20 protein-coding genes are annotated in these 24,944 nt (G+C 61.8%); 8 read left to right on the forward strand and 12 right to left on the reverse strand.

Annotated elements, in window-relative coordinates:
• Positions 1–13: 13 nt before the first annotated feature.
• Positions 14–2,401 carry a penicillin-binding protein 1A gene (locus ACP7BZ_RS18715; protein WP_426115926.1) on the reverse strand — a complete coding sequence of 796 codons (2,388 nt, stop codon included), beginning with the start codon at positions 2,399–2,401 and terminating at the stop codon, positions 14–16.
• 219 nt (positions 2,402–2,620) lie between these two features.
• Positions 2,621–4,126, reverse strand: coding sequence for a peptide MFS transporter (locus tag ACP7BZ_RS18720; protein WP_426115928.1), 1,506 nt, complete (start codon positions 4,124–4,126; stop codon positions 2,621–2,623).
• 266 nt (positions 4,127–4,392) lie between these two features.
• On the opposite strand from ACP7BZ_RS18720, the gene ppnN reads away from it, so the two are divergent.
• Positions 4,393–5,763, forward strand: coding sequence for a nucleotide 5'-monophosphate nucleosidase PpnN (ppnN, locus tag ACP7BZ_RS18725; RefSeq protein WP_426115930.1), 1,371 nt, complete (start codon positions 4,393–4,395; stop codon positions 5,761–5,763).
• Positions 5,764–5,819: 56 nt separating this feature from the next.
• On the opposite strand, the gene lysS is transcribed toward ppnN, so the two are convergent.
• The 3 genes from lysS to prfB all read right to left on the reverse strand — a co-directional run bounded on the left by lysS (position 5,820) and on the right by prfB (position 9,157).
• The gene (gene lysS, locus ACP7BZ_RS18730) at positions 5,820–7,352 is read right to left on the reverse strand and encodes a lysine--tRNA ligase (RefSeq protein ID WP_426115932.1); all 1,533 of its coding nucleotides are present in this window, start codon (positions 7,350–7,352) and stop codon (positions 5,820–5,822) included.
• Positions 7,349–8,053 carry an HAD family hydrolase gene (locus ACP7BZ_RS18735; RefSeq protein ID WP_426115934.1) on the reverse strand — a complete coding sequence of 235 codons (705 nt, stop codon included), beginning with the start codon at positions 8,051–8,053 and terminating at the stop codon, positions 7,349–7,351. Before ACP7BZ_RS18735 ends, lysS begins: the two co-directional genes overlap by 4 nt.
• Positions 8,053–9,157 (reverse strand): peptide chain release factor 2 gene (gene prfB, locus ACP7BZ_RS18740; RefSeq protein ID WP_426115936.1). Its coding sequence is split into 2 segments (ribosomal slippage): positions 8,053–9,075 and positions 9,077–9,157, totalling 1,104 coding nucleotides; the frame shifts between segments, so codons are not numbered across the junction. The genes ACP7BZ_RS18735 and prfB overlap by 1 nt, the downstream gene beginning before the upstream one ends.
• 143 nt (positions 9,158–9,300) lie before the next feature.
• On the opposite strand from prfB, the gene ACP7BZ_RS18745 reads away from it, so the two are divergent.
• Positions 9,301–11,343, forward strand: a complete 2,043-nt coding sequence (locus ACP7BZ_RS18745) for a bifunctional 2',3'-cyclic-nucleotide 2'-phosphodiesterase/3'-nucleotidase (RefSeq protein WP_426115938.1) — start codon at positions 9,301–9,303, stop codon at positions 11,341–11,343.
• 138 nt (positions 11,344–11,481) lie between these two features.
• Here the strand turns inward: ACP7BZ_RS18745 and ACP7BZ_RS18750 are convergent, their stop codons facing one another.
• The 5 genes from ACP7BZ_RS18750 to ACP7BZ_RS18770 all read right to left on the reverse strand — a co-directional run bounded on the left by ACP7BZ_RS18750 (position 11,482) and on the right by ACP7BZ_RS18770 (position 15,850).
• Entirely contained in the window at positions 11,482–11,799 is a 318-nt protein-coding gene (locus ACP7BZ_RS18750) for a DUF2288 domain-containing protein (RefSeq protein WP_426115940.1), read from the reverse strand.
• A gap of 19 nt (positions 11,800–11,818) precedes the next feature.
• Positions 11,819–12,505 carry an RES family NAD+ phosphorylase gene (locus tag ACP7BZ_RS18755; RefSeq protein WP_426116099.1) on the reverse strand — a complete coding sequence of 229 codons (687 nt, stop codon included), beginning with the start codon at positions 12,503–12,505 and terminating at the stop codon, positions 11,819–11,821.
• Positions 12,506–12,513: 8 nt separating this feature from the next.
• Entirely contained in the window at positions 12,514–12,951 is a 438-nt protein-coding gene (locus tag ACP7BZ_RS18760; RefSeq protein WP_426115942.1) for an MbcA/ParS/Xre antitoxin family protein, read from the reverse strand.
• A 69-nt stretch (positions 12,952–13,020) separates the two neighbouring features.
• Complete coding sequence (recJ, locus tag ACP7BZ_RS18765) at positions 13,021–14,715, reverse strand: single-stranded-DNA-specific exonuclease RecJ (protein WP_426115944.1); 1,695 nt, start codon at positions 14,713–14,715, stop codon at positions 13,021–13,023.
• Between the two features lie 76 nt (positions 14,716–14,791).
• Positions 14,792–15,850, reverse strand: coding sequence for a hypothetical protein (locus ACP7BZ_RS18770; protein ID WP_426115946.1), 1,059 nt, complete (start codon positions 15,848–15,850; stop codon positions 14,792–14,794).
• A 127-nt stretch (positions 15,851–15,977) separates the two neighbouring features.
• On the opposite strand from ACP7BZ_RS18770, the gene ACP7BZ_RS18775 reads away from it, so the two are divergent.
• Genes ACP7BZ_RS18775 through ACP7BZ_RS18785 form a run of 3 tightly spaced genes read left to right on the forward strand, consistent with a single transcriptional unit; the run spans position 15,978 to position 18,858 of the window.
• Positions 15,978–17,240: a lipoprotein-releasing ABC transporter permease subunit gene (locus tag ACP7BZ_RS18775; RefSeq protein WP_426115948.1), complete on the forward strand. Its 1,263-nt coding sequence runs from the start codon at positions 15,978–15,980 to the stop codon at positions 17,238–17,240.
• Positions 17,233–18,018: a lipoprotein-releasing ABC transporter ATP-binding protein LolD gene (gene lolD / locus ACP7BZ_RS18780; protein ID WP_426115950.1), complete on the forward strand. Its 786-nt coding sequence runs from the start codon at positions 17,233–17,235 to the stop codon at positions 18,016–18,018. The genes ACP7BZ_RS18775 and lolD overlap by 8 nt, the downstream gene beginning before the upstream one ends.
• Positions 18,019–18,030: 12 nt before the next feature.
• Entirely contained in the window at positions 18,031–18,858 is an 828-nt protein-coding gene (locus tag ACP7BZ_RS18785) for a TatD family hydrolase (protein ID WP_426116101.1), read from the forward strand.
• On the opposite strand, the gene ACP7BZ_RS18790 is transcribed toward ACP7BZ_RS18785, so the two are convergent.
• Entirely contained in the window at positions 18,841–19,590 is a 750-nt protein-coding gene (locus ACP7BZ_RS18790; RefSeq protein ID WP_426115952.1) for a hypothetical protein, read from the reverse strand. The genes ACP7BZ_RS18785 and ACP7BZ_RS18790 overlap by 18 nt on opposite strands.
• A 367-nt stretch (positions 19,591–19,957) precedes the next feature.
• Between ACP7BZ_RS18790 and ACP7BZ_RS18795 the strand changes: the two genes are divergently transcribed.
• A complete protein-coding gene (locus ACP7BZ_RS18795) occupies positions 19,958–20,737 on the forward strand; it encodes a ComEC/Rec2 family competence protein (RefSeq protein WP_426115954.1) in 780 nt (259 codons plus the stop codon).
• A 58-nt stretch (positions 20,738–20,795) separates the two neighbouring features.
• Entirely contained in the window at positions 20,796–22,607 is a 1,812-nt protein-coding gene (locus ACP7BZ_RS18800; protein WP_426115956.1) for a recombinase family protein, read from the forward strand.
• Positions 22,608–23,008: 401 nt separating this feature from the next.
• On the opposite strand, the gene ACP7BZ_RS18805 is transcribed toward ACP7BZ_RS18800, so the two are convergent.
• Positions 23,009–23,842, reverse strand: a complete 834-nt coding sequence (locus ACP7BZ_RS18805) for a hypothetical protein (protein ID WP_426115958.1) — start codon at positions 23,840–23,842, stop codon at positions 23,009–23,011.
• Between the two features lie 503 nt (positions 23,843–24,345).
• On the opposite strand from ACP7BZ_RS18805, the gene ACP7BZ_RS18810 reads away from it, so the two are divergent.
• Positions 24,346–24,867, forward strand: a complete 522-nt coding sequence (locus ACP7BZ_RS18810; protein WP_426115960.1) for an H-NS family nucleoid-associated regulatory protein — start codon at positions 24,346–24,348, stop codon at positions 24,865–24,867.
• Positions 24,868–24,944 lie beyond the last annotated feature (77 nt).

Raw genomic sequence — 24,944 nt, forward strand, 5'->3', positions numbered from 1 at the left:
CATTGGTAGCACGTCAATTTTGCACGGCAGGGGCGAGCGGCGCCGGTGGCACTGGCGGGGGCGCCAGGTCGGGCGCGGCGGGCGCTGGCGGCGGCGCCAGTTCCAGATCAATCCCCTTGAACTGCTCGGAACCGGCATATTCGGCGTAGATCCAGTCGTCGTCCTGGCGCATCACCCCTTCCGGCTCGCGCCGTTCTTCCTGCGGCCGGCCAGAGAGCGCCACCCGCATGTAGTCGATCCAGATCGGCATGGCGACGGTGGCGCCGAATTCACGCCCGCCCAGCGAACGGGGATCGTCGTAGCCCATCCACGCCACCGCCACCACGTTGGCGCCGTAGCCGGCAAACCAGCCGTCGAGCGAGTCGCTGGTGGTGCCGGTTTTGCCGGCGATATCGCGCCGTTCGAGTTTGCGGGTGGCGTCGGCGCCGGTACCGTAGCGGGTGACGTCGCGCAGCATCGAGTCGGTGATGAATGCGTTGCGCTCATCGATGACGCGCTGCGCCGGCGCCGCTGGCGCGGTTTCGGCAATGACGGCGCCGCGACCATCGACGATCTTGCTGATCAGGTAGGGCTGCACGCGGTAGCCGCCGTTGGCAAACACCGCATACGCCGCCGCCATCTGCAGCGGGGTGACGGCGCCGGTGCCCAGTGCCAGCGTCAGGTTGCTGGGATGGCGTGCTGCATCGAAGCCGAATTTGGCCAGGCTGTCGTGTACATACGGCACGCCGAGGGTGCGTAACAGCCGCACCGAGGGCACGTTCTTCGACAGTGCCAGCGCGCGCCGCATGCTGACGACGCCATCAAAGACGCCGTCATCGTTTTGCGGCGACCAGGTCTTGCCAGCGTCCTCGCCCGGCATGTCGAGCGGCGCATCGAGAATCTGGGTGGCAGGCGACCAGCCCTGTTCCAGGCTGGCCGAGTACAGGAAGGGTTTGAAGGCGGAGCCGGGCTGGCGCCAGGCCTGGGTGACGTGGTTGAATTTCTGCAGATTGAAATCGAAGCCGCCCACCAGCGCGCGGTAGGCGCCGCTGCTGCCATCGATGGCGACAAAGGCGGCCGCCACCTGCGGCAGCTGGACGATGGCCCAGCCTTTGTTGTCGCGGCTATCGTGACGGCTTTCTTGAAGGTTTTCTTTACGATTTTCTTGATTGTCGCGGCTGACGCGGATCACCGCGCCGCGCGTGAGCCGCAGGCTGGACCTGGCATTGGCTGCCAGGCCGGCAGCGGCGAATTTCAGGCCGGCGCCGCTGATCTCCACCGTCTCGCCATCGACCGTGATGGCTTGCACCAGCTTCGGCGAGGCGGCCAGCACCACCGCCGGCAGCAGGCCGTCGCTCGAGCGCCGTTTTTGTAGCGCTTCGTCGATGGCGTCGTCGCGCTGCTCGGCATTGTCGGGCAACTCGAGCAGCGCTTCCGGCCCGCGGTAGCCGTGGCGCTGGTCGTACGCCAGCACGTTGCGGCGCAGCGAACGGTAGGCGGCGTCCTGGTCGGCGCTGACGATGGTGGTGGTGACCACAAAGCCGCGCGTGTAAGCGTCTTCCTTGAACTGTTCGTAGACTGTCTGGCGCGCCAGTTCGGCGACATATTCGGCGTGGCTGTCAAATTGCTGGCCTTTCGCATTGACGTGCAGGTTTTCCGCCAGCGCCGTTTGATAGTCGGTCTCGCTGATGATGTCCTGCTCGCGCATGGCTTTTAATACCACCTGCTGGCGCGCACGCGCGCCCCTGGGGTTGACCACCGGATTGTGGCGCGCCGGATTTTGCGGCAGGCCGGCGAGCATGGCGATTTCGCCGACCGACAGCTGGTCGAGTGACTTGCCAAAGTAGATGCGGGCGGCGCTGGAAAAGCCGAAGACACGCTGGCCTAGGTACATCTGGTTCATGTACAGCTCGAGGATCTGCTCTTTGGTGAGGGCGCTTTCGATCTTGTAGGCCAGCGCCACTTCGGTGGCCTTGCGGGCGATTAGCTTGTCGCTCGAGAGGAAGAAATTGCGCGCCACCTGCATGGTGATGGTCGAGCCGCCCTGGCGAAAGCCGCCGCGCAGGTTGGCGCGGGCGGCGCCCAGCGCGCGCCGCCAGTCGATGCCGCCGTGGTCAAAAAAACGCTTGTCTTCGATGGCCAGCAGCGCCTTGACCATCAGCGGCGGCATCTTCGCCACCGCCACGAAGTCGCGGTGCTCTTCGCCGAATTCGCCGATCAGGACATGGTCGGCAGTGTAGACGCGCAGCGGAATTTTCGGCTGGTAGTCGGTGACGGCCTCGATCGATGGCACATTCGACCACAGGACGACGGCGGTGCCGATGACGGCGGCGACGATGGCGACGACGAGCAGGACGGCGATGATGATGAAGCCGGCAGGGCGGGCAGGGCGGACGGGTCGTGCGGATGGCAATCTGGTCAAAACGGTCTCTCGCGAAGTGAAAGCGGGGAGGATTATACGGCGCGCTCAATGAACCGAACCTTAACGGCCGCGCGCCGCGCCGGCAAGTGTTGACGCCATCGTGGCGCCCACTGCTACCGGCGGCATCGCTATAAAACACCAGGACGAACACCAGGACGAAAAAAAGCAGGCTCGCAGGCCTGCTTTTCTTTTTACTGCTGGTATGGTGACGCCGTCCGCTTACTTCACGCCGTGCATCAGCTTCTGGATCAGTGGCGCCAGCGCCAGTAGAATCACGCCGCCGGCCAGCAGCGACCAGAAGCCGAAGGTGTAACCCGACAGCGCCGACGCCACCGACATGCCTGATTCGCCGCTGACATGGCTGGCAAAAATGCCGGACAGGTTGTTGCCGATACCGGTCGAGAGGAACCAGCCGCCCATGCCCAGGCCGACCAGGCGGGTCGGCGCCAGCTTGGTCACCATCGACAGGCCGATCGGCGACAGGCACAGTTCACCGACCGACTGGATGCAGTAGACGGCAAACAGGGTCCAGAACGGGATCTTGTTATCGGCGCCGACCAGCACCGACAGGGCGTAGATCAGCAGGCCGAAGGCGAGCGCATTGAAGATGATGCCAAGGCCGAATTTGCGCGGAATCGAGGGGTTGGCATTGCGCCGGCCCAGCGCCACCCAGACCCAGGCGACGATCGGTGCGCAGGCGATGATGGCGATCGAGTTCACGCTCTGGAACCAGGCGGTGGGAAACTGCATGAAGCCCAGGTCGCGGTTGACGATATTTTCGGCCAGGAAGGTGAACGAGCTGCCCGCCTGCTCGAAGAACATCCAGAACAGGATATTGAAAGCGAAGATGATCATCATGGCGATGGTCTTGTCGCGCGCCACCTTGCCGTCGCGGATACCTTCGACCATCAGCATGCCAGCCAAAATCACGAACAGGATCGACAGCACGATTTGCAGGTTGCCGGCACCGGCCTTGAGCAAACCGTACATGACGGGGATCACGCACACGGCGCCGATCACCACCATCAGCATGCGCATGGGGTTCTGGGCAGCGCCGACGGGGGCGCCGATGCCCTTGAGGGTGCGGCGGCCAATGGCGAACCACACCAGGCTGATGAGCATGCCGACGCCGGAAGCGAAGAACACCACTTTATAGGCTGGGACATCGCCGACGTTGAAATAACGCTGGGCCAGAATCTGGGTCAGGATCGGCGAGATAAAGGCGCCCGCATTGATCCCCATGTAGAAAATGGTAAAGCCGGAATCGCGACGGGTGTCATTGATCGCATACAGCTTGCCGACCATGGTCGAGATGTTCGGTTTGAACAGGCCGTTACCAACGATGATGGTGGCCAGGCCCAGCTTGAACACATTCGGGTCGGGAATGGTAATGGCGAACAGGCCGGCGGCCATGAAGGCGGCGCCGATCAGGATCGAGCGCTGGTAACCGATCACGCGGTCGGCAACGTAGCCGCCGAAGACGGCGCCTGCATACACCAGCGCCAGGTAAGAACCGTAAGTGAGGTTGGCATCGGCTTCGCCGACTGCAGCGCCACCATAGAACTGGGTGACGATGTAGAGCACCAGGGCCCAGCGGATGCCGTAGAACGCGAAGCGCTCCCAGAATTCGGTCATGAATAACATCCACAGCGGACTTGGATGACCCAAGATCTGCTTGAACTCCGGGACGACGACTGGCTGGTCGGATGTAGCTGCACCGCTCATGCGGGGTTCCCCCAAAATATTTAAAATTATGAATGGATAAATCATATGAAAAAAGCAGCATGGCCACGCCGGTAAGCATGACGCCCGCCACCCAGATTCGATACCGGCTGCATTCTAATGTAAATTCGATAGCGCCAGCGAACTTTTGGCCACTGTGCTAAATAGCGCATATTTGTCGCAACGCACCATTCGCACGAACCCTCCACGGGGCCCTAAAATTTATCGTATATTGAGGCCCCGTACCAGGATTAAAAAAGGAAGGCCCCATGGACTACGACGTTGTCGATACCCTCATTTCGCCGGACGGCCGGCTCGAAGTCCTCTCCAAGGCCGAAGTGGCCAAGCTGCTCGATACCAGCAAGGGCGGCCTGTATGAGATCTTCCGCAGCTGCGCGCTGGCGGTACTGAACTGCGGCAGTTCCATCGACGATGGCAAGGAACTGCTGGAACGGTATCAATCGTTTGATATCCACATCGTCCAGCGCGAGCGCGGCATCAAGCTCGATATCAAGGGGGCGCCGGCGATCGCTTTTGTTGACGGCAAGATGATCAAGGGTATCCACGAGCACCTGTTTGCGGTGCTGCGCGATATCGTCTTTATCAGCAATGAAATCACCGACAGCCCCAGTTTCGACATGAGCCGCTCGGATGGCATCACCGATGCGGTCTTTCACATCCTGCGCAACGCCAATGTGCTGCGGCCCATGCGCAATCCCAACCTGGTGGTGTGCTGGGGTGGCCATTCGATTAACCGGGTCGAGTACAACTATTCGAAAGAGGTGGGCTACCAGATGGGCCTGCGCGACCTCGACATCTGCACCGGTTGCGGCCCCGGCGCCATGAAGGGGCCGATGAAGGGCGCCACCATTGGCCACGCCAAGCAGCGCCTGAGCAATGGCCGCTACCTGGGCATTTCCGAACCGGGCATCATCGCTGCTGAATCGCCCAACCCCATCGTTAATGACCTGGTGATCATGCCGGACATCGAAAAGCGCCTCGAGGCGTTCGTGCGCACCGGCCACGGCATCGTCGTGTTCCCGGGCGGCGCAGGTACGGCCGAAGAGATTTTATACATCCTCGGCATCCTGCTCCACCCGGAGAATGCATCGATACCGTTTCCGCTGATTTTCACCGGGCCCGAATCGTCGCGCGACTACTTCAGACAGATCGATGCTTTTATTGGCACCACGCTGGGCGAAGCGGCGCAGGAGCGCTACCAGATCATCGTCGACGATCCGGAGCTGGTGGCGCAGACCATGCAGACGGCGATCAAGGAAGTCCGCGAGTTCCGCAAGTCGCGCAGCGACGCCTATTATTTCAACTGGCTGCTCAAGATCGACGAAGAATTCCAGCGGCCGTTCAAGCCCAACCACGCGAACATGCGTTCGCTCAGCCTGCACAAGGACCAGCCGACGCACCTGCTGGCGGCGAATTTGCGGCGGGCGTTTTCCGGCGTGGTGGCGGGCAATGTGAAAGACGAGGGGATTCGGGCGATCGAACAGCACGGCCACTTCGAGATCCACGGCGACGCCGCCATCATGGGGCCGATGGACGCGCTGCTGGCGTCGTTCGTTGCGCAAAGCCGGATGAAGCTGCCGGGCAAGGAATACATCCCGTGCTACAAGGTAATTCAATAAGCAGCAGGATTTGAATGGGGGCGCTGGCACCGCAGGTGCAAGCTGCCCCCTTACTGTTACTCTTCGCGGCGCAGGTGCGGGAACAGAATCACATCACGAATATTCGGCGAATCGGTGATCAGCATGATCAGGCGATCGATGCCGATACCGCAGCCACCGGCTGGCGGCATGCCGTATTCAAGCGCGCGGATGTAATCAGCGTCGTAAAACATCGCCTCTTCGTCGCCTGCATCCTTGGCCGCGACCTGCGCCAAAAAGCGTGCCGACTGGTCTTCAGCGTCGTTCAGCTCCGAAAAACCGTTGGCGATTTCGCGGCCGACGATGAACAGTTCAAAACGCTCGGTGACGCCGGCCACCGTATCGGAAGCGCGTGCCAGTGGCGACACTTCGGCCGGGTAGTCGACGATGAAGGTCGGTTCCCACAGCTGCGCTTCGGCGGTTTCTTCGAACAGCGCCAGTTGCAGCGCGCCCAGGCCCGAGGTTGAAAACGGCTTGACGCCAAATTTGAGCAGTTCCGCCTTCAAAAATTCAAGGTCGTGCAGTTGTTCGTTGCTGTAGGCGGGGGCGTACTTGTTGATCGCCTCGACGATGGTCATGCGGTGGAACGGTTTGGACAGGTCGAGCGCGCGGCCGCCGTAGGTCAGCTCGGCGGTGCCGTGGGCATCGACGGCGGCCTGGCGGATCACCGCTTCCGTAAAGTTCATGATCCACTGGTAGTCCGTGTAGGCGGCGTAAAACTCCATCATGGTAAATTCCGGATTGTGGCGCGGCGACACACCCTCATTGCGGAAATTCCGGTTCACTTCGAACACGCGGTCAAAGCCGCCCACCACCAGGCGCTTCAAGTACAGCTCAGGGGCGATGCGCAGGAACATCTGCATGTCGAGCGCATTGTGGTGCGTAATAAAAGGCTTGGCCGCGGCGCCACCAGGAATGCTGTGCAGCATCGGCGTTTCCACTTCCATGAAGTCGTTCTTTTCCATGAAGCGGCGGATCGACGACAGCGCAGCGGTGCGCGCCTTGAAGGTGCGGCGCGTCTCTTCGCTCATGATCATGTCGACGTAACGCTGGCGGTACTTGGTTTCCTGGTCCGACAGGCCGTGGAATTTGTCCGGCAGCGGGCGCAGCGACTTGGTGATCAGGCGCAGGCTGCGCACCTTGATGGTCAGTTCATCGGTCTTGGTTTTAAACAGCGTGCCTTCGACACCGAGGATGTCGCCGAGGTCGTAGTGGTGCAGCGCTTCCATCGCCTCGGCACCGGTCAGGTCGAGCGTGGCGTAAATCTGGATACGGCCGTCGGCGCGCGCGCCGGAAGCGTCCTGCAAGGTGGCAAACGCGGCCTTTTTGCCCGCTTCGCGTTTTAACATCATGCGGCCGGCGACGACCACCTCGACCGGGGTCGCTTCGAGTTCTTCGCGCGTGCGGCTGCCGTATTCGGCGGCCAGCGCGGCGGCCTTGTGCTGCGGGCGGAAGTCGTTGGGGAAGGCGATGCCCTTGGCGCGGATGGCGGCCAGCTTGGCGCGGCGCTCGCCGATGATCTTGTTTTCGTCAGCCGGAGAGGCGGCCTGGTCCTGGAGTTCCGTGGTCATGGTTTTTTTAGTGTGAGTGAAAACAGGGCGTCCATATCGAGCGCCGCAAAATCGCTGGCAATGGCGATGACGTTGTCATAGGCGGCAAACGCCGCTGCCGGCAGGGTGGTGGTGAGCACCACGCAGCGCATGCCGGCGTTGCGCGCCGCTTCCACGCCCAGCGGCGCGTCTTCGAACACGATGCAGTGCCCGGCGGCGACGCCGAGCCGTTCGGCGGCCAGCAAAAAGCCGTCCGGATGGGGCTTGCCACGGGCGACATCGGCAGCGCCGACGACGGCGTCGAAATGGCGCCGCAGGTCGAGGCCATCGAGGGTAAATTCGATATTCGCCACGGGCGCCGCAGTGGCCACGGCCAGCTTGATGCCGGCGGCCTGCGCGCGCGCGATCAGGGCGTCAAAGCCGGCGACGGTTTTCCGGTGCGGGCCATACAGGGCGCGGTAGACACCTTCTTTTTCGCCGTTGAGCGCCGTGACGGCAGCGTCGGTCAAGTGTTCACCGAGGTGGCTGCGGATGATCTCCTTGCCCTGGCGACCGGCCGTGGCACAGAAAAACGCCTCGCCATCGATGGCCATGCCACGCTGCTCGAAAAAGCTGATCCACGAGCGCGTGTGGTAGGCCATGTTGTCGACGATGGTGCCGTCCATGTCGAAGATGAAGGCATGAGTGGCGTCGGTGGCGTCGGTGGCGTGAGTGGCAGCCATCAGACGCCCTGCTTGAGGGACGCCGAGATGAAATCATCAAGGTCGCCATCGAGCACGCCCTTGGTGTTTCCGGTCTCGAAGTTGGTGCGCAAGTCCTTGATGCGCGACTGGTCCAGTACGTAGGAGCGGATCTGGTGACCCCAGCCGACGTCGGTTTTCGAGTCTTCCAGCTTTTGCTGCTCGCTCATGCGCTTGCGCATTTCGTGCTCGTACAGCTTGGCCTTGAGCATTTCCATGGCCTCGGCGCGGTTGCGGTGCTGACTGCGGTCGTTCTGGCACTGCACCACGATACCGGTGGGGGCGTGCGTCATGCGCACGGCCGAATCGGTCTTGTTGATGTGCTGGCCGCCTGCGCCCGAGGCGCGGTAGGTATCGACACGGATATCGGCCGGGTTGACGTCGATCTGGATCGAGTCATCCACTTCCGGATAGACGAACAGGCTGGTGAACGAGGTATGGCGGCCATTGGCCGAGTCGAACGGCGACTTGCGTACCAGGCGGTGCACGCCCGTTTCGGTGCGCAGGTGACCGTAGGCGTATTCGCCCTCGACTTTCAGGGTGGCGGTCTTGATGCCGGCCACTTCACCGTCGGACTGTTCAAGGATCTCGACCTTAAAACCCTTGCGCTCGCAGTAGCGCAGGTACTGGCGCAGCAGCATCGAAGCCCAGTCCTGCGCTTCGGTACCGCCGGCGCCGGCCTGGATGTCGATGAAGCAGTTATTGGCGTCGAGCTGGCCACTGAACATGCGGCGGAACTCCATGCCTTCGATGATTTTGAGGATCGCATCGGCGTCGGCGATCACCGATTCGAGCGTGTCGTCGTCGGCTTCTTCACGCGCCATGGCGAACAGGTCGTGTGCATCCTTCAGATCGGCGTCGGCGCGGATCAGCGTGTCCACCACGCCCTCGAGGGCTTTTTTCTCTTTGCCGAGATCCTGCGCCCGCTTGGGATCATTCCAGACGGTGGGGTCTTCCAGCTCTTCGTTGACTTGCTCTAGTTTCTCTGACTTTTTATCGAAGTCAAAGATACCTCCGAAGTTCGGCTTCGCGACCGGTCAGGTCGTTGAGCAGGGCGGAGAGGGCGTTGATGCGTTCAGCTTCCATGATCTTGGTGTCTTTGCGTAGTATGAATTGAGCATGCCATTATACCGGAGCGCGGGTGGCGTTGCCTGATAGTTGCGGCAGTCTCGCCAGGGTGGCGGCGCTGCCTTATGATGAGCGCTTTCTTCAATGTGCGGAACCCTGCCATGACTGCTTTGACTTGCCAGCTGCCGTCGCCGGCCCGGCTGCCCCGGCTGCCCTCAATGACGCTGGCCCTGCTGCTGGCCGGCTGCGCCGGGCCGCGCGCACCGGCGCCGCTGGCGGCCGGCGCCAGCGCCACCCTGGCTGTCCTGGAGACCACCGACGTTCATGCCAACGTCGTCGGTTACGATTATTACAAGCTGGCCGAAGACCAGTCGTTTGGTCTGGATCGCGCCGCCACCCTGATCGCCAGCGCCCGCGCCGAATTCCCCAACACCTTGCTGCTCGACGATGGCGACACCATCCAGGGCACCGCGCTGGCCGACTACCAGGCGCTGGTCAAGCCGCTCGCCTGCAGCGACACCCTGGCTGTCTACAAGGTCTTGAACCACTTGGGCATGGAAGGGGGCGGCATCGGCAACCATGAGTTCAATTATGGCCTGGCCTACCTCAACCAGGTCACCGGCAGCCACTTCGAGGTCGATGGCGTCGACAGTAGCGCGCCGCGCTGCGCCGGGCCCGCCTTCCCGCAGGTACTGGCCAATGTTTATAGCAGCAAGACGCGGCGGCCGCTGTTCGCGCCGTACAACATCATCGACAAGCGCATCGACGCCATCGGCGCCGATGGCAAGGCGGTCAGCGCGGTGCTCAAGGTCGGCATCATCGGCTTTGCGCCGCCCACCATCGTCGAGTGGGACAAGCGCTGGCTCGATGGCAAGGTGTACACCGAGGGGGTGGTCGAAACGGCCAACCGCTATGTGCCGCAGATGCGCGCCGCCGGCGCCGATATCGTCATCGCCATCTCGCACGGCGGGCTCGATAACAGTCCGTATGCGCCGTCGATGGAAAACGCCAACTGGTACCTGGCGCAGGTGGCTGGCATCGACGCCATGCTGATCGGCCACTCGCACCAGCTGTTCCCGCAGACGGCCAGCACGGTGGCGCAGTTCAACCTGCCGGGGGTCGACAAGGTGGCCGGCACGGTGCACGGTGTACCCACCACCATGGCCAACCTGTGGGGCAAGCATGTCGGCGTGATCGGCCTGCAGCTGCGCTGGGACGGCGCCCACTGGCAGATCGACAAGTCACGCACCACGGTCGAAGCGCGCGCCGCCCAGCGCGCCGACCAATCGTTTGTGGCCGCCGATGCGGGCGTTGTGGCGCTGGTCGCGGCCGAGCATGCGGCCACCATCGCTTACGTCAAGACGCCGATTGGTGCGAGCGAGTTTCGCATGTCGAGCTATTTTGCCGATGTCGGCGACGTCAGCGCGCTTGCTGCCGTCAACCTGGCACAGGGCGATTACGTCAGCCGTTATGTGAAGGCCAATTTGCCGCAGTACGGGGCGCTGCCGGTGCTATCGATGGCCTCGGCCTTCAAGAGCGGCGCGGCGGGGGTGGGCGACTATACCGATGTCGCCGCCGGTCCGCTGGCGCTGAACAATGCGGCCGACCTGTACCTGTATCCGAACACCTTGTATGCGGTGCAGGTCGATGGCGCTGGACTGCTGGCCTGGCTCGAGCATGCGGCTGGCCGTTTTAATACCATCGACCCGGCGCGCACGACGGCGCAGGAGCTGGTCAATCCAGCCTTCCCCAGCTATAACTTCGATATGCTCACCAGTAGCGACGTGCGCTACGAGATTGATGTGACGCGCCCGCCGGGCCAGCGCATCGTTCACCTGCGCTACCTGGGTAAAGCCGTCGCTGCGGACGACCGCTTCATCGTCGCCACCAATAATTACCGCGCCAGCGGTGGCGGCGGCTTTCCGGGGCTCGATGGCAGCAAGACCGTGCTGGCCTCGCCCGACGCCAACCGCGATGTACTCATTGCTGCGATCAGGGCGGCCGGGCACCTGAAGGCTGCCGACGGCGCCCGGCGCAGCTGGCAGTTCGCCAGGGTGGCAACCAGCGGACCGGTGGTGTTTCACGCGCCGCCCGGCAAACTGGCGCTGGCGCAGGCGGCGGGGATCAGCAATGTGACGCAGCTGCAGCTCGATGATGGTGCTGGCCGCGGCTTTGCCCTGTATGGCGTTGATTTGTCGCGTTAGGCAGGGCACTGGTGCGCAGGGTGACTGGTGCGATTGGCCGTGCGGATCGGCACCTGTCCCCAGGCTGGCGATAAGGCGCAGTGTGCGCTTGTAAAAAGTTGCCACAGGCGCCGCGCTGCGCGTGCCAGTCGCCCTGCTTCAATTGAGCCGGGCTTTTTCCTGCTGAACCAAAATAAACGGGTGCACGATCGACGTCCACAGCGCGCTGCCGGACTCGCTCCAGGCCTGCGCCTGTTCGTCACTGACCTTGCCGATGGTGCCGGCGGCCAGCCAGGCGGCAATGCTGGCCTTGTCGTCGTGCGAGATGCGCACGGCGACGTCGATCAGGTCGAGCGCGGGGCTGACAAAAATCACCGTGCCCTGGGCGAAATGGCGCTGCAGCTCGGCCCACAGCAGGCGCGCCGTTTCGCTGTTGATCTTGTGGTGCAGTTCAGTGTCTTTGTCGGGATTGAGCATGGTGCGTTTTTTGAGTCAGTCAGAGTGGTTCAATAAGGGGCGCGGGCGCGCCGCTCCAGGTTAAACGGTAGGCGCCACCCTTGCGTGCATTGCCCACCAGGGCTGGCCGAAAGCAGGCCAGGTTGGTGCCGCCAGATCGCCGCACACTGGGGAAGATGATACCCATCGAGCCCAATTCGAGCAGCTGCGCCGCCAGCGCCTGCGAGGCGATATAGCTGTCCGGCGCCAGCGCGGCGGCAAAAGCGGCGGCGTCGGCGCGCAGGTCGTGAAAGGTGCCGCTAAAGTCCGACAGCATGACCTGGTAGCTGACGCTGTCATTAAAACGGCCAATTTCCTGGTATTCAACGGTTTTATGAAACACGATCTCGGCCAGCGCCGTCGCGATCTCGAAGGCGCAGTACCAGGCGCCCCGTTCACCATCATTGAAGCGGCTGCCCTCCGGGCGCGGATAGGTGTACGCCGCATTGACGATGCGGAAATTCGGCACCCCGAACACCAGTTCGTCGACGCCGATCCCAGGCAGGCTGCCGTACTCGCCGCGCAGGCGTTCATTGGTGGCGTTATCGAGTTCGAACAGGTCGGCCAGCTCCTTGTCGTCGCTCGACAAGGGCGCCAGCACCGAGTCTTCGAGGTCGGCAAAGCGTGACGGGATCAGGCGGCAAGTGTCGAGCTGGCGCAGCAGGGTCAAGGGGGGCAGCGGTGGCAGCGCCAAGATCACAAACCTCCGCGGCGGGCGTCGAGCAGCTTGCGCACCGTTTGCATGGCCAGCAAGCCGCCGGCGAGCATCTGCGACAGCGGCGTGCGCCCGCCAAACACGGGATTGCTGTTCGGCAGCGTCAGCCACTCGTCGGCCAGCACGTCGCCGTAGAGGATGTGCAGGGCCTTGTAAATGCCCAGCAGGTAAGAAATGCGGGTGATGCGGTCCACCTCGAGCACGCGCCCGGGGTTTTTTTTCCACTCGTAAAAGGTCGACGATGACAGCCCGCCGAGCAGCTCGCGGGCGTCTTCGTCGCGCAGGCGCCAGGCGGCGATCAGCTTGAAAAAGCCGGTCAGCGCCGACTTCGACAAGCGCTCGCGCTCGGCGCGGTTGTTGAGGTCGACCAGCACGGCAGGTTCGTAACGGCTCTTCGGATAGGCGTAGGCGAGATTCATGATGACTCCAGTAATGGAGTATTTATACTCCTGAATCGAAATGCTTGCAAGCCCCTGTGGTGCGGGTCCTTAGGCCGGTTCCGCGTGTTCGACCAGTAATTGCACCTTGGTCACGCCATTGTATTCATTGGCGTCGAGCCGAAACGCTACCCGCGCGCGCTCGCTGACGGCGGCCGTATGGCCGAACCAGATGGCATCGAAACGCTGGCCGTTGCGCTCGAGGAGCAGCTTGAGGTGGCGCTCCTTCAAGATGCGCTGGCTGACGACCCGGAATTCGTCGCAAAAGATGGGCGGCGCAAAGCCCTGGCCCCACACTTCGCCATCCATCAGCGCGATGAAGGCGGTGGTGTAATAGGCGTCTTCGAGCGGGCCGTCGGTTTCGATCACGCGTTCAAGCTGGGCGGTGGTCAGCCATGCCTTGCCGACCGCCTCGAATGCGGCAGCGAAGGCATCAAAGGCGTCGGCGCGCAGGGTCAGGCCGGCGGCCATGGCGTGGCCGCCAAATTTATCGATCAGCGTGGGCGCGCGCTTGGACACCAGGTCGAGGGCGTCGCGCAGGTGAAAGCCGGGGATCGAGCGGCCCGAGCCTTTGATAAAGCCGTCGACACCGGGGGCGAAGGTGATGGTGGGACGGAAGTATTTTTCTTTCAGGCGCGAGGCGACGATGCCGATCACCCCCTGGTGCCAGCCGGGATCGAACACGCTGATGGTGCTGCTGTCGGCCGGTTCGAAGGCATCGAGGTGCAGCAGGGCGGTGTCCTGCATGTCCGCTTCGATTTCGCGGCGCTTGAGGTTGATTTCATTGAGCTGCTGGGCGATCGCCCAGGCGCGCCCTTCGTCATCGGTGACCAGGCACTCGATCCCCAGCGACATGTCGTCGAGGCGGCCAGCGGCGTTCAGGCGCGGTCCGAGGGCGAAACCGAGGTCGAACGGCGAGGCGCTGATCGGCGCGCGGCCGGCCACCCGGAACAGCGCCGCCACCCCTGCGTGCATGCGGCCGGCGCGCATGCGCTTGATGCCCTGGGCCACCAGGATGCGGTTATTCGAGTCGAGCTTGACGACGTCGGCCACCGTGCCCAGTGCCACCAGGTCGAGCAGGCTGTCGAGTTTGGGCTGGCTGGCGGCGTCGAACACGCCGCGGCGGCGCAATTCGGCGCGCAGCGCCAGCAGCACATAAAATACCACGCCGACGCCCGCCAGGTTTTTGCTGGGGAAGCCGCATTCGGGCTGGTTCGGGTTGACGATCACGCGCGCGGCCGGCAGGGTGTCGCTGGGCAGGTGGTGGTCGGTGACCACCACTTCGATGCCGCGCCGGTTCGCTTCTAACACGCCATCGATGCTGGCGATGCCGTTGTCGACGGTGATGATGATGTCGGGGTTTTTTTCGCGCGCGGTCAGCGCGACGATCTCGGGCGTCAGGCCATAGCCGTATTCGAAGCGGTTGGGGACGATGAAGTCGACGCTGGCGCCCATCGCCCGCAAGCCGCGCAGGGCGACGGCGCAGGCGGTGGCGCCGTCGCAGTCGTAGTCGGCGACGATCACCATGTTTTTACGGGCCGCGATGGCGTCAGCCAGAAAGACGGCGGCGGCGTCGATGTGCAGCAGTCCGGATGGCGCCATCAGGGCGGACAATTCACTCGACAGTTCACGGGCATCGCGCAGGCCGCGCGCCGCATACAGGCGCGCCAGCACCGGGTGCACGCCGCCCTGGCGCAGCATTTCGGAATCGCGGAAAGAACAGGGACGGGTGGCAATGCGGGTCATGGCAGCTCGGGTGAAGGGACAGTGAAATAAAGGTGGTGCTTCGATTGTGCGGAATGTGCCGATGGTGCCGCTGCGTTCAGCCCAGCAGCCGGTCGAGGCTGTGACGGCGCCAGAAACGGCGCTGCGACAGGGCGCTCACCCCCACTTCGAGTAGCGCGCTGCGGTGGCTGAGCACCAGCTGCAGCTTGAGGCCACCCTTGACGGCGGCCAGCGTCGGCGCCAGCACTTCGCGGTCGATGCGCGCCAGCTGCTGCAGCCAGTCGGCCCAGTCGGTGCCAAGGGCCGGGCCGATCAGGCTGGCCTCGACCAAGGTGGTGGGCCGCTCGGGCGCCTGCAGCCAGTCGGCGACACTGCCGTGGACGACGCTGCCCAGGGCCGCCATCCACGGCGGCGCGTTGGCGCTGGCCAGCGCACGCGAAGCAACGCTGCCGGCGCTGCCTGCACTCGCGCCAGCCCACGGCCAGAAGCCATTGATGACGGGCAGGCCGCGTGCTTCCCGTTCGCCATTGGCGGGATGGCTGTGCCACAGCATCTGCACTTCGTTTTGCAGCTTGCGGTAGGCCAGCGCGGCGGCGCCCACCGGCATGGCGTCGGTCAGGTTCATGCCGCCGGTGGCGTCCGGGCTGGCGGTGTCCAGCCCGGCCCAGGCGTCGGCGCGCATGAACCAGGTGCCGGCGTCGCCGTAGACCAGCGTGTGGCCCAGCTCTTCAAAGTAGGGACGGGCGCTGTCGAACAGCGCGCGCGCATGCGACTCGGCCAGGCCGAGGCGGCGCGCGTCGCTCATCAACAGGTGGGTGCGGGCGATTTCGATGTGCGCCGGCTGGACGATCCACCAGTGGGCATCGGCATCGGCGACGGCCGGATCGAGGCCAAAGCCGCGCATGACGGCAGCGGCGAATGGTAACCTCGACAAACCCGGCAAACCCGGCAAACCGGCGTCATTCAAGCCCGCCAGCTGCACCAGCACGCGCTCATGCGGCAGACTGCGGCCGCCGCCATCGATGTTGCTGCGGCGGCAGCTGGCGCTGCGCGCGAGCAGCGCCGCCAGATGGGGGGCCCGGGCTGCGCGCACCAGGTCGGCAGCCAGTTCGGCGGGGGGCAGGGCAAACGGCAGCAATACGGTCAATTCAGTCATGCCGCCATTGTAGGGCATCGCAGGGAATCGCCGGCGCCGCCAGTCGATGATTCAATAGTGACAAGGCTGACGCCAGCCGACTTTGTGTGGCACACTTCGCTCTCATCCGAATTTCCCGTTGGAGCACATGAGCATCATCGACAAACTGCCCTATGAATGGCTGGTCGGCCTGCGCTATACGCGCGCCGGCAAGCGCAGTGGCCGCAACAGTTTTATTTCCTTCATCTCGCTCATCTCCGTGGCCGGCATCGCCCTTGGCGTGGCTGCCCTGATCGTCGTGCTGTCAGTGATGAATGGTTTTCAAAAAGAGGTCACCGACCGCATGCTGTCGGTGCTGGCGCACATCGAAGTGTTCGACCCGCGCGGCGCGCTGCCCGACTGGCAGGCGTCGCGCCGTGAAGCGTTCACCAATCCGGCCGTCACCGGTGCGGCGCCGTTTGTCGAGACCCAGGGCATGCTGGTGCGCGACGTCATGCGCCCGGCCATCATCCGCGGCGTGCTGCCGGAAGAAGAGGGCAAGGTGTCGGACGTCGCCCGCCAGATGAAGGCGGGCAGTTTCGCCGACCTCACACCGGGCTCGTTTAATATCGTCATGGGTTACGCCCTGGCCGGCGCCCTCAACCTGTCGATCGGCGACAAGGTGACCATGCTGCTGGCACAGGCGCAGACCACGCCGGCCGGCATGCTGCCGCGCACCCGCACGTTCACGCTCACCGGTATTTTTGAAGCAGGCCACTACGAATTCGATTCGGGCCTGGCGTTTATCAGCCTGCAAGACGCTGAAAAAATGGAGCGCCTGGAAGGCCCGTCCGGCCTGCGCCTGCGCATCAGCGACATGCACCAGGCGCCCCAGGTGGCGCACCAGCTCAAGGCGAGCATGAGCGGGCCGCTGGTGGTGCGCGACTGGTCGCAGGCCAATGCGACCTGGTTCGCTGCCGTGCAGACCGAGAAAAAAATGATGTTTATTATTCTGACCCTGATCATCGCGGTGGCCGCATTCAATCTGGTGTCGACTCTGGTGATGACGGTGACCGACAAGCAGGCCGATATCGCCATCCTGCGCACGCTCGGTTCGTCGCCCGCCTCGATCATGAAGATCTTCATGATCCAGGGCGCGCTGGTGGGCTTGATGGGGATGGCCATCGGGGTCGGTTTTGGGGTGCTGGTGGCGATGAATATCGACGTCATCGTGCCCTTCATCGAGCACCTGCTGGGCGTGCAGTTCCTGTCGAAAGACATTTATTTTATTAGTACCGTGCCGTCCGACCTGCGCTGGCCCGATGTCGGCCGCATCGGTGGCCTGGCCGTGGTGCTGGCGTTTTTGGCGACCCTGTACCCGAGTTATGCGGCGTCACGGGTGAAGCCGGCGGAGGCGCTGCGTTATGAATAATCCTTCCGTGAGTGCCATGCCTGCCAACGAATCTGCCACCGACTCTGTCGCCGAATCTATCGCCGAATCTATCGCCGAACCGTTCAGCACTGCGCGCAAGCCCGTACTTACCTGCACGGGGCTGGGCAAGACGTTCCGCCAGGGCGAGTACGCCGTCGATGTGCTCAACAGCGTCGACTTTGCCATCTATCCGGGCGAGCGCGTGGCCATCGTCGGCGCGTCCGGCTCCGGCAAGTCGACCCTGCTGCATTTGCTGGGCGGGCTCGATACGCCCAGCCGCGGCACCGTCAGCCTCAATGGCGAGGATTTCGCCACCCTGTCGGAAACGCGGCGCGGCGACTTGCGCAACCGCGATCTGGGTTTCGTCTACCAGTTCCACCACCTGCTGCCAGAGTTTTCCGCGCTCGATAACGTCGCCATGCCGCTGCTGATTCGTCGGCAGAAGCGCGCGGACGCCAATCTGAGTGCCAGCACCATCCTGCAGCGCGTGGGGCTGGCCAAGCGCGCCACTCACCGCCCAGGCGAACTGTCGGGCGGCGAGCGCCAGCGGGTGGCGCTGGCGCGCGCGCTGGTCACCCTGCCGGCCTGCGTGCTGGCCGACGAACCGACCGGCAACCTCGATCACGCCACCGCCCAATCGATGTTCGATCTGATGCTCGAGCTGTCGAAGAACCTCGGTACCGCCTTTGTGATCGTCACCCACGACATCGAACTGGCGCGGCGCTGCGACCGCGTCTACCGCCTGACCGAGCACGGCCTGCAAGCGCTAGAAACCTGATCAGTCCCCATGCTGTGGATCGATAGCCATTGCCACCTCGACGCCCACGAATTCGGCGGCGTCGAGCAGTCGCGCGCGGTCGCTGCCCGCGCCGCGGATGCTGGCGTGGCGATGATCGTCATTCCGGCGGTTGACCGGCATAATTTTGACAAGGCCGCCAGTCTGGCCGCCAGCGTGCCGAACGCCAGCTACGCGCTGGGCATTCACCCGCTGTGCGTGCCCGCTGCCAGCGAAGACGACTTGCTGCTGTTGCGCGCACGGGTGGCGGCGGCGATCGGCGATCCGCGCTTTGTCGCCATCGGCGAAATCGGTCTCGATTTTTTTGTACCGGCGCTGACCGAGCCGGCCATGCGCGAGAAGCAGGCGCATTTTTTTGCGCAGCAGCTGCGCATCGCCCGCGACTTTGAGCTGCCGGTGCTGATGCACGTGCGCCGCTCGCAAGACCAGGTGCTCAAACACTTGCGCCGCCTGCCTCCGGCCGGCGGCATCGCCCATGCGTTCAACGGCAGTTTTCAGCAGGCGCAGATGTTTATCGAGATGGGTTTCAAGCTCGGTTTTGGCGGCGCCATGACGTTTACCCGCGCGCTGCAGATACGGCGGCTGGCCACTGACCTGCCCCTGGAGGCGATCGTGCTCGAAACAGACGCTCCCGATATTTCACCGGCCTGGCTGCACCCGGCGCGCAACAGCCCGCAGCAGCTGCCGGCGATCGGCGCCGCACTGGCGCAGCTACGCGGCAGCACGCCGCAGCTGGTGGCGACGCAGACCGCTCGCAATGCGCTGGCAGCGCTGCCGCGGCTGGGCGCGCTGTTGCCCCCGCAACTATATGCGCTGACCTAGTTCACTGAAGGCGCGGGCGATGCGGATGCTGATGGCCGCTGCCGCCAGCAGCGCCGCCAGCATGGCGTAGCCGGGGCCGCTGTCGGCATGGATGGCCAGCATGGTGGCGCCGTGGCGTTGGGACGCCTGCAGCGCTGCGGCGACCTGGTCCAGCGCCGCGGCCAGGGCAGTCGCCGCCACCACCGTGCTTTCGCAATCGTTGTTGCGGCTAAAGACATTGTCGACACAGCCCGGGTAGCGCGCGCCGAAGTCGCGCAGCGAATGCGCCGCCATCTGCCATTCAAGCACGCCGGCTCCAGGCAGCGGCCGCGCCCTGGCCAGCGCGCACAGGTCGACGGCAGCGACGCCGGGATTGAACGGCGTCAGCTTGGCGCCGCCGGGGTCGGCGCCGCGCCGCCCGCTGGCCAGCCGTGCGGGCGGCGCGCACTGCGCCTTGACGATGGCGCCGACGCGCTCGTCGGCGCTGGCCTGGGCTTGCAGCAGGGTCTGTGCGAGCAACACCTGGTCGCTGACCCGCGCCAGGCGACCGCCGAACACCAGCAGCCCCACCAGCGCCAGCGCCAGCAGCACTTCCGACAGCAGCGCCAGCCGGCGCCAGTACAACTGACCGCCATCGGCGCGCGCGCGGCCGCCGCGCACCAGCGCCGTCGCCGCCACGCCAAAGGCCAGCAGGGCCAGAAAAAAGCTCAGGGCAGGGTGGGCCAGCAGGGTGGGAAAGCCAGGTTCGATCATGGCGAAAACAGTCGATGGTGGATTGGGTGCTGTATAGCAAAACGACGCCATTGCGCTGCTGATTATGTCGCTTTTTGGTTTGACGCGGCAACTAATCGTTGAGAAGAGCGTCGAAAGCAGGGGCACTGGCGCGACTGGCCGGGCGAATCGGCGCCGGTCGCATGTCTGCGATGTAGCACATTGTGCAACAACACACAATCGGGACAGGCAGCCTGCGCTGCGCGCGCGCGTCCCCTGCTGCGGTCAGTTGGGTTGCGCCCGTGACTGCAGGAGCGATCGTCGGCGCCTCGCGCACCACCTTCGACGCCCGCCAAAGCCGGCGCTGCGCCGGGCCGCGACACTGGTCACTTTACGGCAGGAGAAGACGATGCGCTGTGCAATTGTCGGCTTTGTGGCGGGCGCGATGGCGCTGCAAACCTGCGCCAGTTTGCCGCCCGGCGAGCTGCTGTGCGGCCTTGCGCTGGGCGCCGTCGGCTTGTTGCTGTTGCTGCGCGGCGCGCTGCGCGCCGCCATTGCCGGCGCCATGCTCGGCCTGTGCTGGGCAGCGCTACTGGCCTCGGCCAGCCTGGCGCCGCAGTTGGCCGAGGCCGACGAAGGGCGCAACTTGACCGTGGTCGGCACCATCGCCAGCCTGCCTTACCGGTTCGAGCAGGGGGTGCGCTTTCAGTTCACGGTCGAACAGGTGGTCGGCGGCGCCAGCGCGGCGCCGCTGCCGCCGCGCCTGGCCCTGTCCTGGTACGCCGGTGTCGGCGGCCGCCAGGGGCCGCAGACACCGGTGCCGGCGGTGCTGCCGGGCGAGCGCTGGCAACTGGCAGTGCGCCTGCAGCGCCCGCACGGCAGCGCCAACCCCGATGGCTTCGATTACGAAATGGTCTTACTCGAGCAGGGCGTGCGCGCCACCGGCTATGTGCGGACCGAGGCGGGCAGCAACCAGCGCCTGGCGCCCTTTGTGTTTAACTTCGGCAATCTGGTCGAGCGCAGCCGCGCGGTCTTGCGTGCCCGCATCCTGCGTGCCTTGCCGGCCAAGCCGTATGCGGGCGTCATTGTCGCCCTGGTGGTGGGCGACCAGCGCGCCATCGAACAGGACGACTGGCAGCTGTTTGCGCGCAGTGGGATCAGTCACCTGATCTCAGTAAGTGGTCTATGAATACATCAACCAGAGTAGTGATATAATTGCCTATTGGAAATTATCTTGGACACCTGCCGTGCCAGTCGCCTACAGCTACATCCGCTTCTCCACTTCCGAACAAAAGAAGGGTGACTCACTGCGCAGGCAGACGGAGTTGTCCGAAAGCTACGCAACCAAACACGGCCTAACGCTGGACAATTCGCTTCATATGCATGATCTTGGTCTGTCGGCATTTGATCGATCAAACATTATTCGCGGAGCACTTGGTGAATTTCTGAAGGCGGTCGAACGAGGCCGAATTGCGCCGGGATCATTTTTGTTAGTTGAGTCACTGGATCGACTCTCTCGCGATAAGGTACTAGATGCGCTCGGGATCTTCATTTCTATGATGCGGCAGGGCATCACCATTGTCACGCTTGTCGATAATATGGTTTACAACACGGAAACGGTAGGCAGCAATTTCGGAAATCTAATCATCTCAATTACCATCATGGCGCGGGCGCACGAGGAGTCCGCTACGAAGAGTAGACGACTACTGGCGGCGTGGGAGAACAAGCGCGCAAACATGGGGAGTCGAAAACTTACTGCTCAGTGCCCACGATGGATGTGCCTCAATGCGGACAAGACCGAATTCGACCTCCTCCCAGATCGCGTCAAGTTGATCATGGAAATCGTCGGGCTCGTCAAAGCGGGAATGGGTCAAGCGCAGATTGCGAAGCGTTTGAACGAGCGGGCTGAGCCGTCTCTTTCAGCGCACGGAAAAGGTTGGCATGCGTCATATATCAATAAGATCATTACCAGCACTGCGCTCTACGGCGAGTTCCAGCCGCAGCTTTGGAATGGTGGCAAATTGACGCCGCATGGCAATCCGATTCCTGACTACTACCCGGCGCTGATTTCCAAGGAAGAATTTTTCCATTTGCAGAACATTCGAGCCCAGCGCCTGTTCGCCGGGGCTAGGGCAAGGAAGGGTACAGACATTCCCAATTTGTTGAGTGGGATAGTGAAGTGTGGATACTGTGGTAGCACGATGATTCTGGCCGGTGGAGCCGCTCAGCGCGTTCGGTCTGCCGACGGTAGTGAAGTGAAGAGGCCGGGTAAGAAGGTATTGGTTTGTGACGGTGCGAGGCGTGGACGGGGTTGCTTCGCTGTTCAATGGGCCTACAAGGATTTCGAACAAAGCTTTCTGACCTTTTGTCGGGTACTTCAGCTAAAGCAATTGCTTTCTGATCCGAGTATGATCGAAGGAGAAAATACGCGAAAACTCACGATAAGCGAGCAACTCCAATCGGTAAATTCAGCGATTGAAGAATCCACGAAACGCCTCGAACGGCTCATGATCGCCCTGGAACTTGGCGACACACCTAAGTCGATACTCACACGAATTCGCGACCTCGAACAAGAAGTGGAAATCCTGAAGGGTTCGAGGGAAGCGCTTGTTAGCGAACTGAAAACTGCTGAAATTTCCAGCAGTCATCGCTTGGAAGAGGTTGAGTCCGTTCGAGATTTAATTGTTCGGCTAGCAACTTTTTCCGGCGACAAGTTGTTCACCGTTCGCGCCACATTGGCCGAGCATATCCGCCGCCTCATTGAGGTCGTTCGGGTCTTTCCAGCGGGTTCGTTGGACACACCAGAACACATTCAATACATGCGTATTGAATTGATTAAAGACGGCTTTTCGGCAGAGGAAGTCGAAGCACATATTGCGGCGTCATACCGAACGGCGCCGGAGCGCACTGGCAGGGGGATTCGCGGTCGCTATGCATCGAGAAAAGAGATCGGACGATTCTTTACGATTAAGGCTAAGCGTGGCGGATTTCGAGTGGTGTATCCGGATTTTGATGATCCGACCCAAGTAAAAATTGAACTTGGCAATAACGGCGCTTAGCGGCTTCTGGAAGTCCACGATATGGTAAGCACAGCAATGTTTGATGGTTCTGGTCGCAGAATTGGATGCACGGAGACGCGGGCAAATGGGAATGTCGTCGCGTACGATTCGAACGGAAAGCCACTAGGGTATTACTGCGCATCGTCGAAGTATACTTTCGAATGGCAGGGCCGTCGAGTTGGCAATGGAGATCAAGTTGGCCGTCTGTTCAAATGATAGGCCACGAGTCTTGCAGATCAACCATGAATGTTAACCTCCCAGCATCGAGACACGATCAGGAACGTCCCTGGGACTTCAATCCTCAAGAATGGTAGTGCTAGGTCTGGACTGATGCCTGATCGACCTAGCGCACTCTCGTCAAAGTAAGCCGACGAGACCAGGGTCTTGCCATTCGCCACAGTTCAAGCCGCAATGTCGATTTCACGCCAAGTCGAGCGCTTGGCGTCGAAATTCATTGGTACTGTGCCGGTAGTTCCGTAGGCGTTGGTGGCGACGATCAGCTCGGCATTGTTCGATCCGCTGTCGCGGTTGGTGAACAGCACAACTTCTGGCTTGATGATGCTGACAGCGTCGGGAAGATCATCAAGCGATGGACGCTGCATGGTTATGCTACTTGCGACACCATCGCGCATTGGCAAGTGCCACAACACGCTACTCGTCGGGTTCGTCCCGCGTAGTTCCTCAACCATGCGTCGAGCATGAGTTTGTCGGACCAGAACCTCGAACGGGTTGAGTGTCACTTCGTCGAAAATTGATTCATCGACTACGATCAGCGTTGGCTTAAATGATGAAACCGATGCAATAAATTCCCGTTCAACGTCGGTATCGCCGCAGTCCTCGACGTTGCAGAAGTCGATCCACATCTTCCCGATCTGCTCGCGCGCGTACGCAAGTTTGATGTGTGCGAAGACGTCGAGTTGGACACGAGCGCCAGCATCGGCGAGGTCGAGGCCAGCGATCTTGAACGTAAGCTGTTCGCACATGCGGGCCAAGTCCTCGGTGATGCCAATCCAGATGACGTGTCCACCATGAGTAGCAAAATTCTCTGCCAGCGTCAGGATCAGCGATGCAGCGCCAGTGCAGGGTGAGCCCGCTACGACATAGTTCGCCGCTGGCACCCAACTATATGTATACGCATCCAGCGACGGCAGTCCAAATTTACGTCCAGGGGGTAAGACGTTCACTAGCCACTCATGCGCTAAAGTACCCATTGGGCGTAGGGTGAGAGGCGTCATCGACGACTCTGGATAGATCGCTTCCACGTCGTATGAGGGAGTCTTTGTAGTTCTCATATTGTATTTTCCTGCATCGAGTTGGGTAATTGTTATTTGTCAACTGTATTTATAAAGTGGAACTTGCATGATTCAAATTTGAAAAAAGTGTTGACACTTGGCAATGGAGTCTGGCACGATACGTCTCTGTTTCATTTTCTCGCTTTTTAAAGCGAGGTCAGAGAACGTTAATGCAACGTATTTGCGTTGGTTATGCCGATATTCATTGGCGCGTTCGTGATTGATGTTTGGTTCGACCCTATAAAAATAATATTCGAAATTTGGACCTTTGGTGGTCAACGCAATGTTGATAGCTGTTTGATTGGTCTTGTTGCTTGGGCTTTTTGTATATTCGTCACTTTGACAATGTACTTGCACGCCTTGGCATTAATTTGAATATTTTATTAACTTTTTATATGGAACAACAAATGACTACTATCTCCCCAGTTAGCGTAATCTCCCCATCCATGAACGACCGTGAACTCAAGCGCCAATTGCTGCTGAGTCAGTTGGACGATCTCGATCAACAAGACAAGCAAGCTTTATTGGAAGAGCGGAAGCCTGTTATTGCCAATATGCTGCCTGCGATTGCGAAGTATAAAATCACAAAGGAAGACCTGTTTCCAAAAAAGAGTGCGACGAACGATAACAAGAAATCTTTAAACCCTCCAAAGTATAAAGACCCTGACTCCGACAAGACTTGGTCTGGTTTCGGCAATGCGCCGAAGTTTATTAAGGGTAAAAACAAAGATGATTTCTTGATTATCAAGGCAGTCATCGAATCTCCTATGCCAAGTCCAGTATTGAATGCCGAACCATCGTCCATCGTCCAACAAGAGCCGGTGGCAATTGTTAGTGCTGCGACTGTGGTGGATGCGAATATCGGTAATGAAAATTTGACTACTTCGGACATGGGTCAAGTCGATTCCTCTAATGAGATTCAACGGTCTATTGATCCGGCAGATGCACCTGTTCCAATTCCTGATTAATCTTCATATCTGACGTCGGCTTACCTTGCTGCGTGCAATCGCACGTGGCGAGGCAACATAGCCGTAGCTCAGCAAGC

The organism is Massilia sp. PWRC2 (assembly GCF_049896725.1).
GTDB lineage: Bacteria > Pseudomonadota > Gammaproteobacteria > Burkholderiales > Burkholderiaceae_D > JAFCUW01.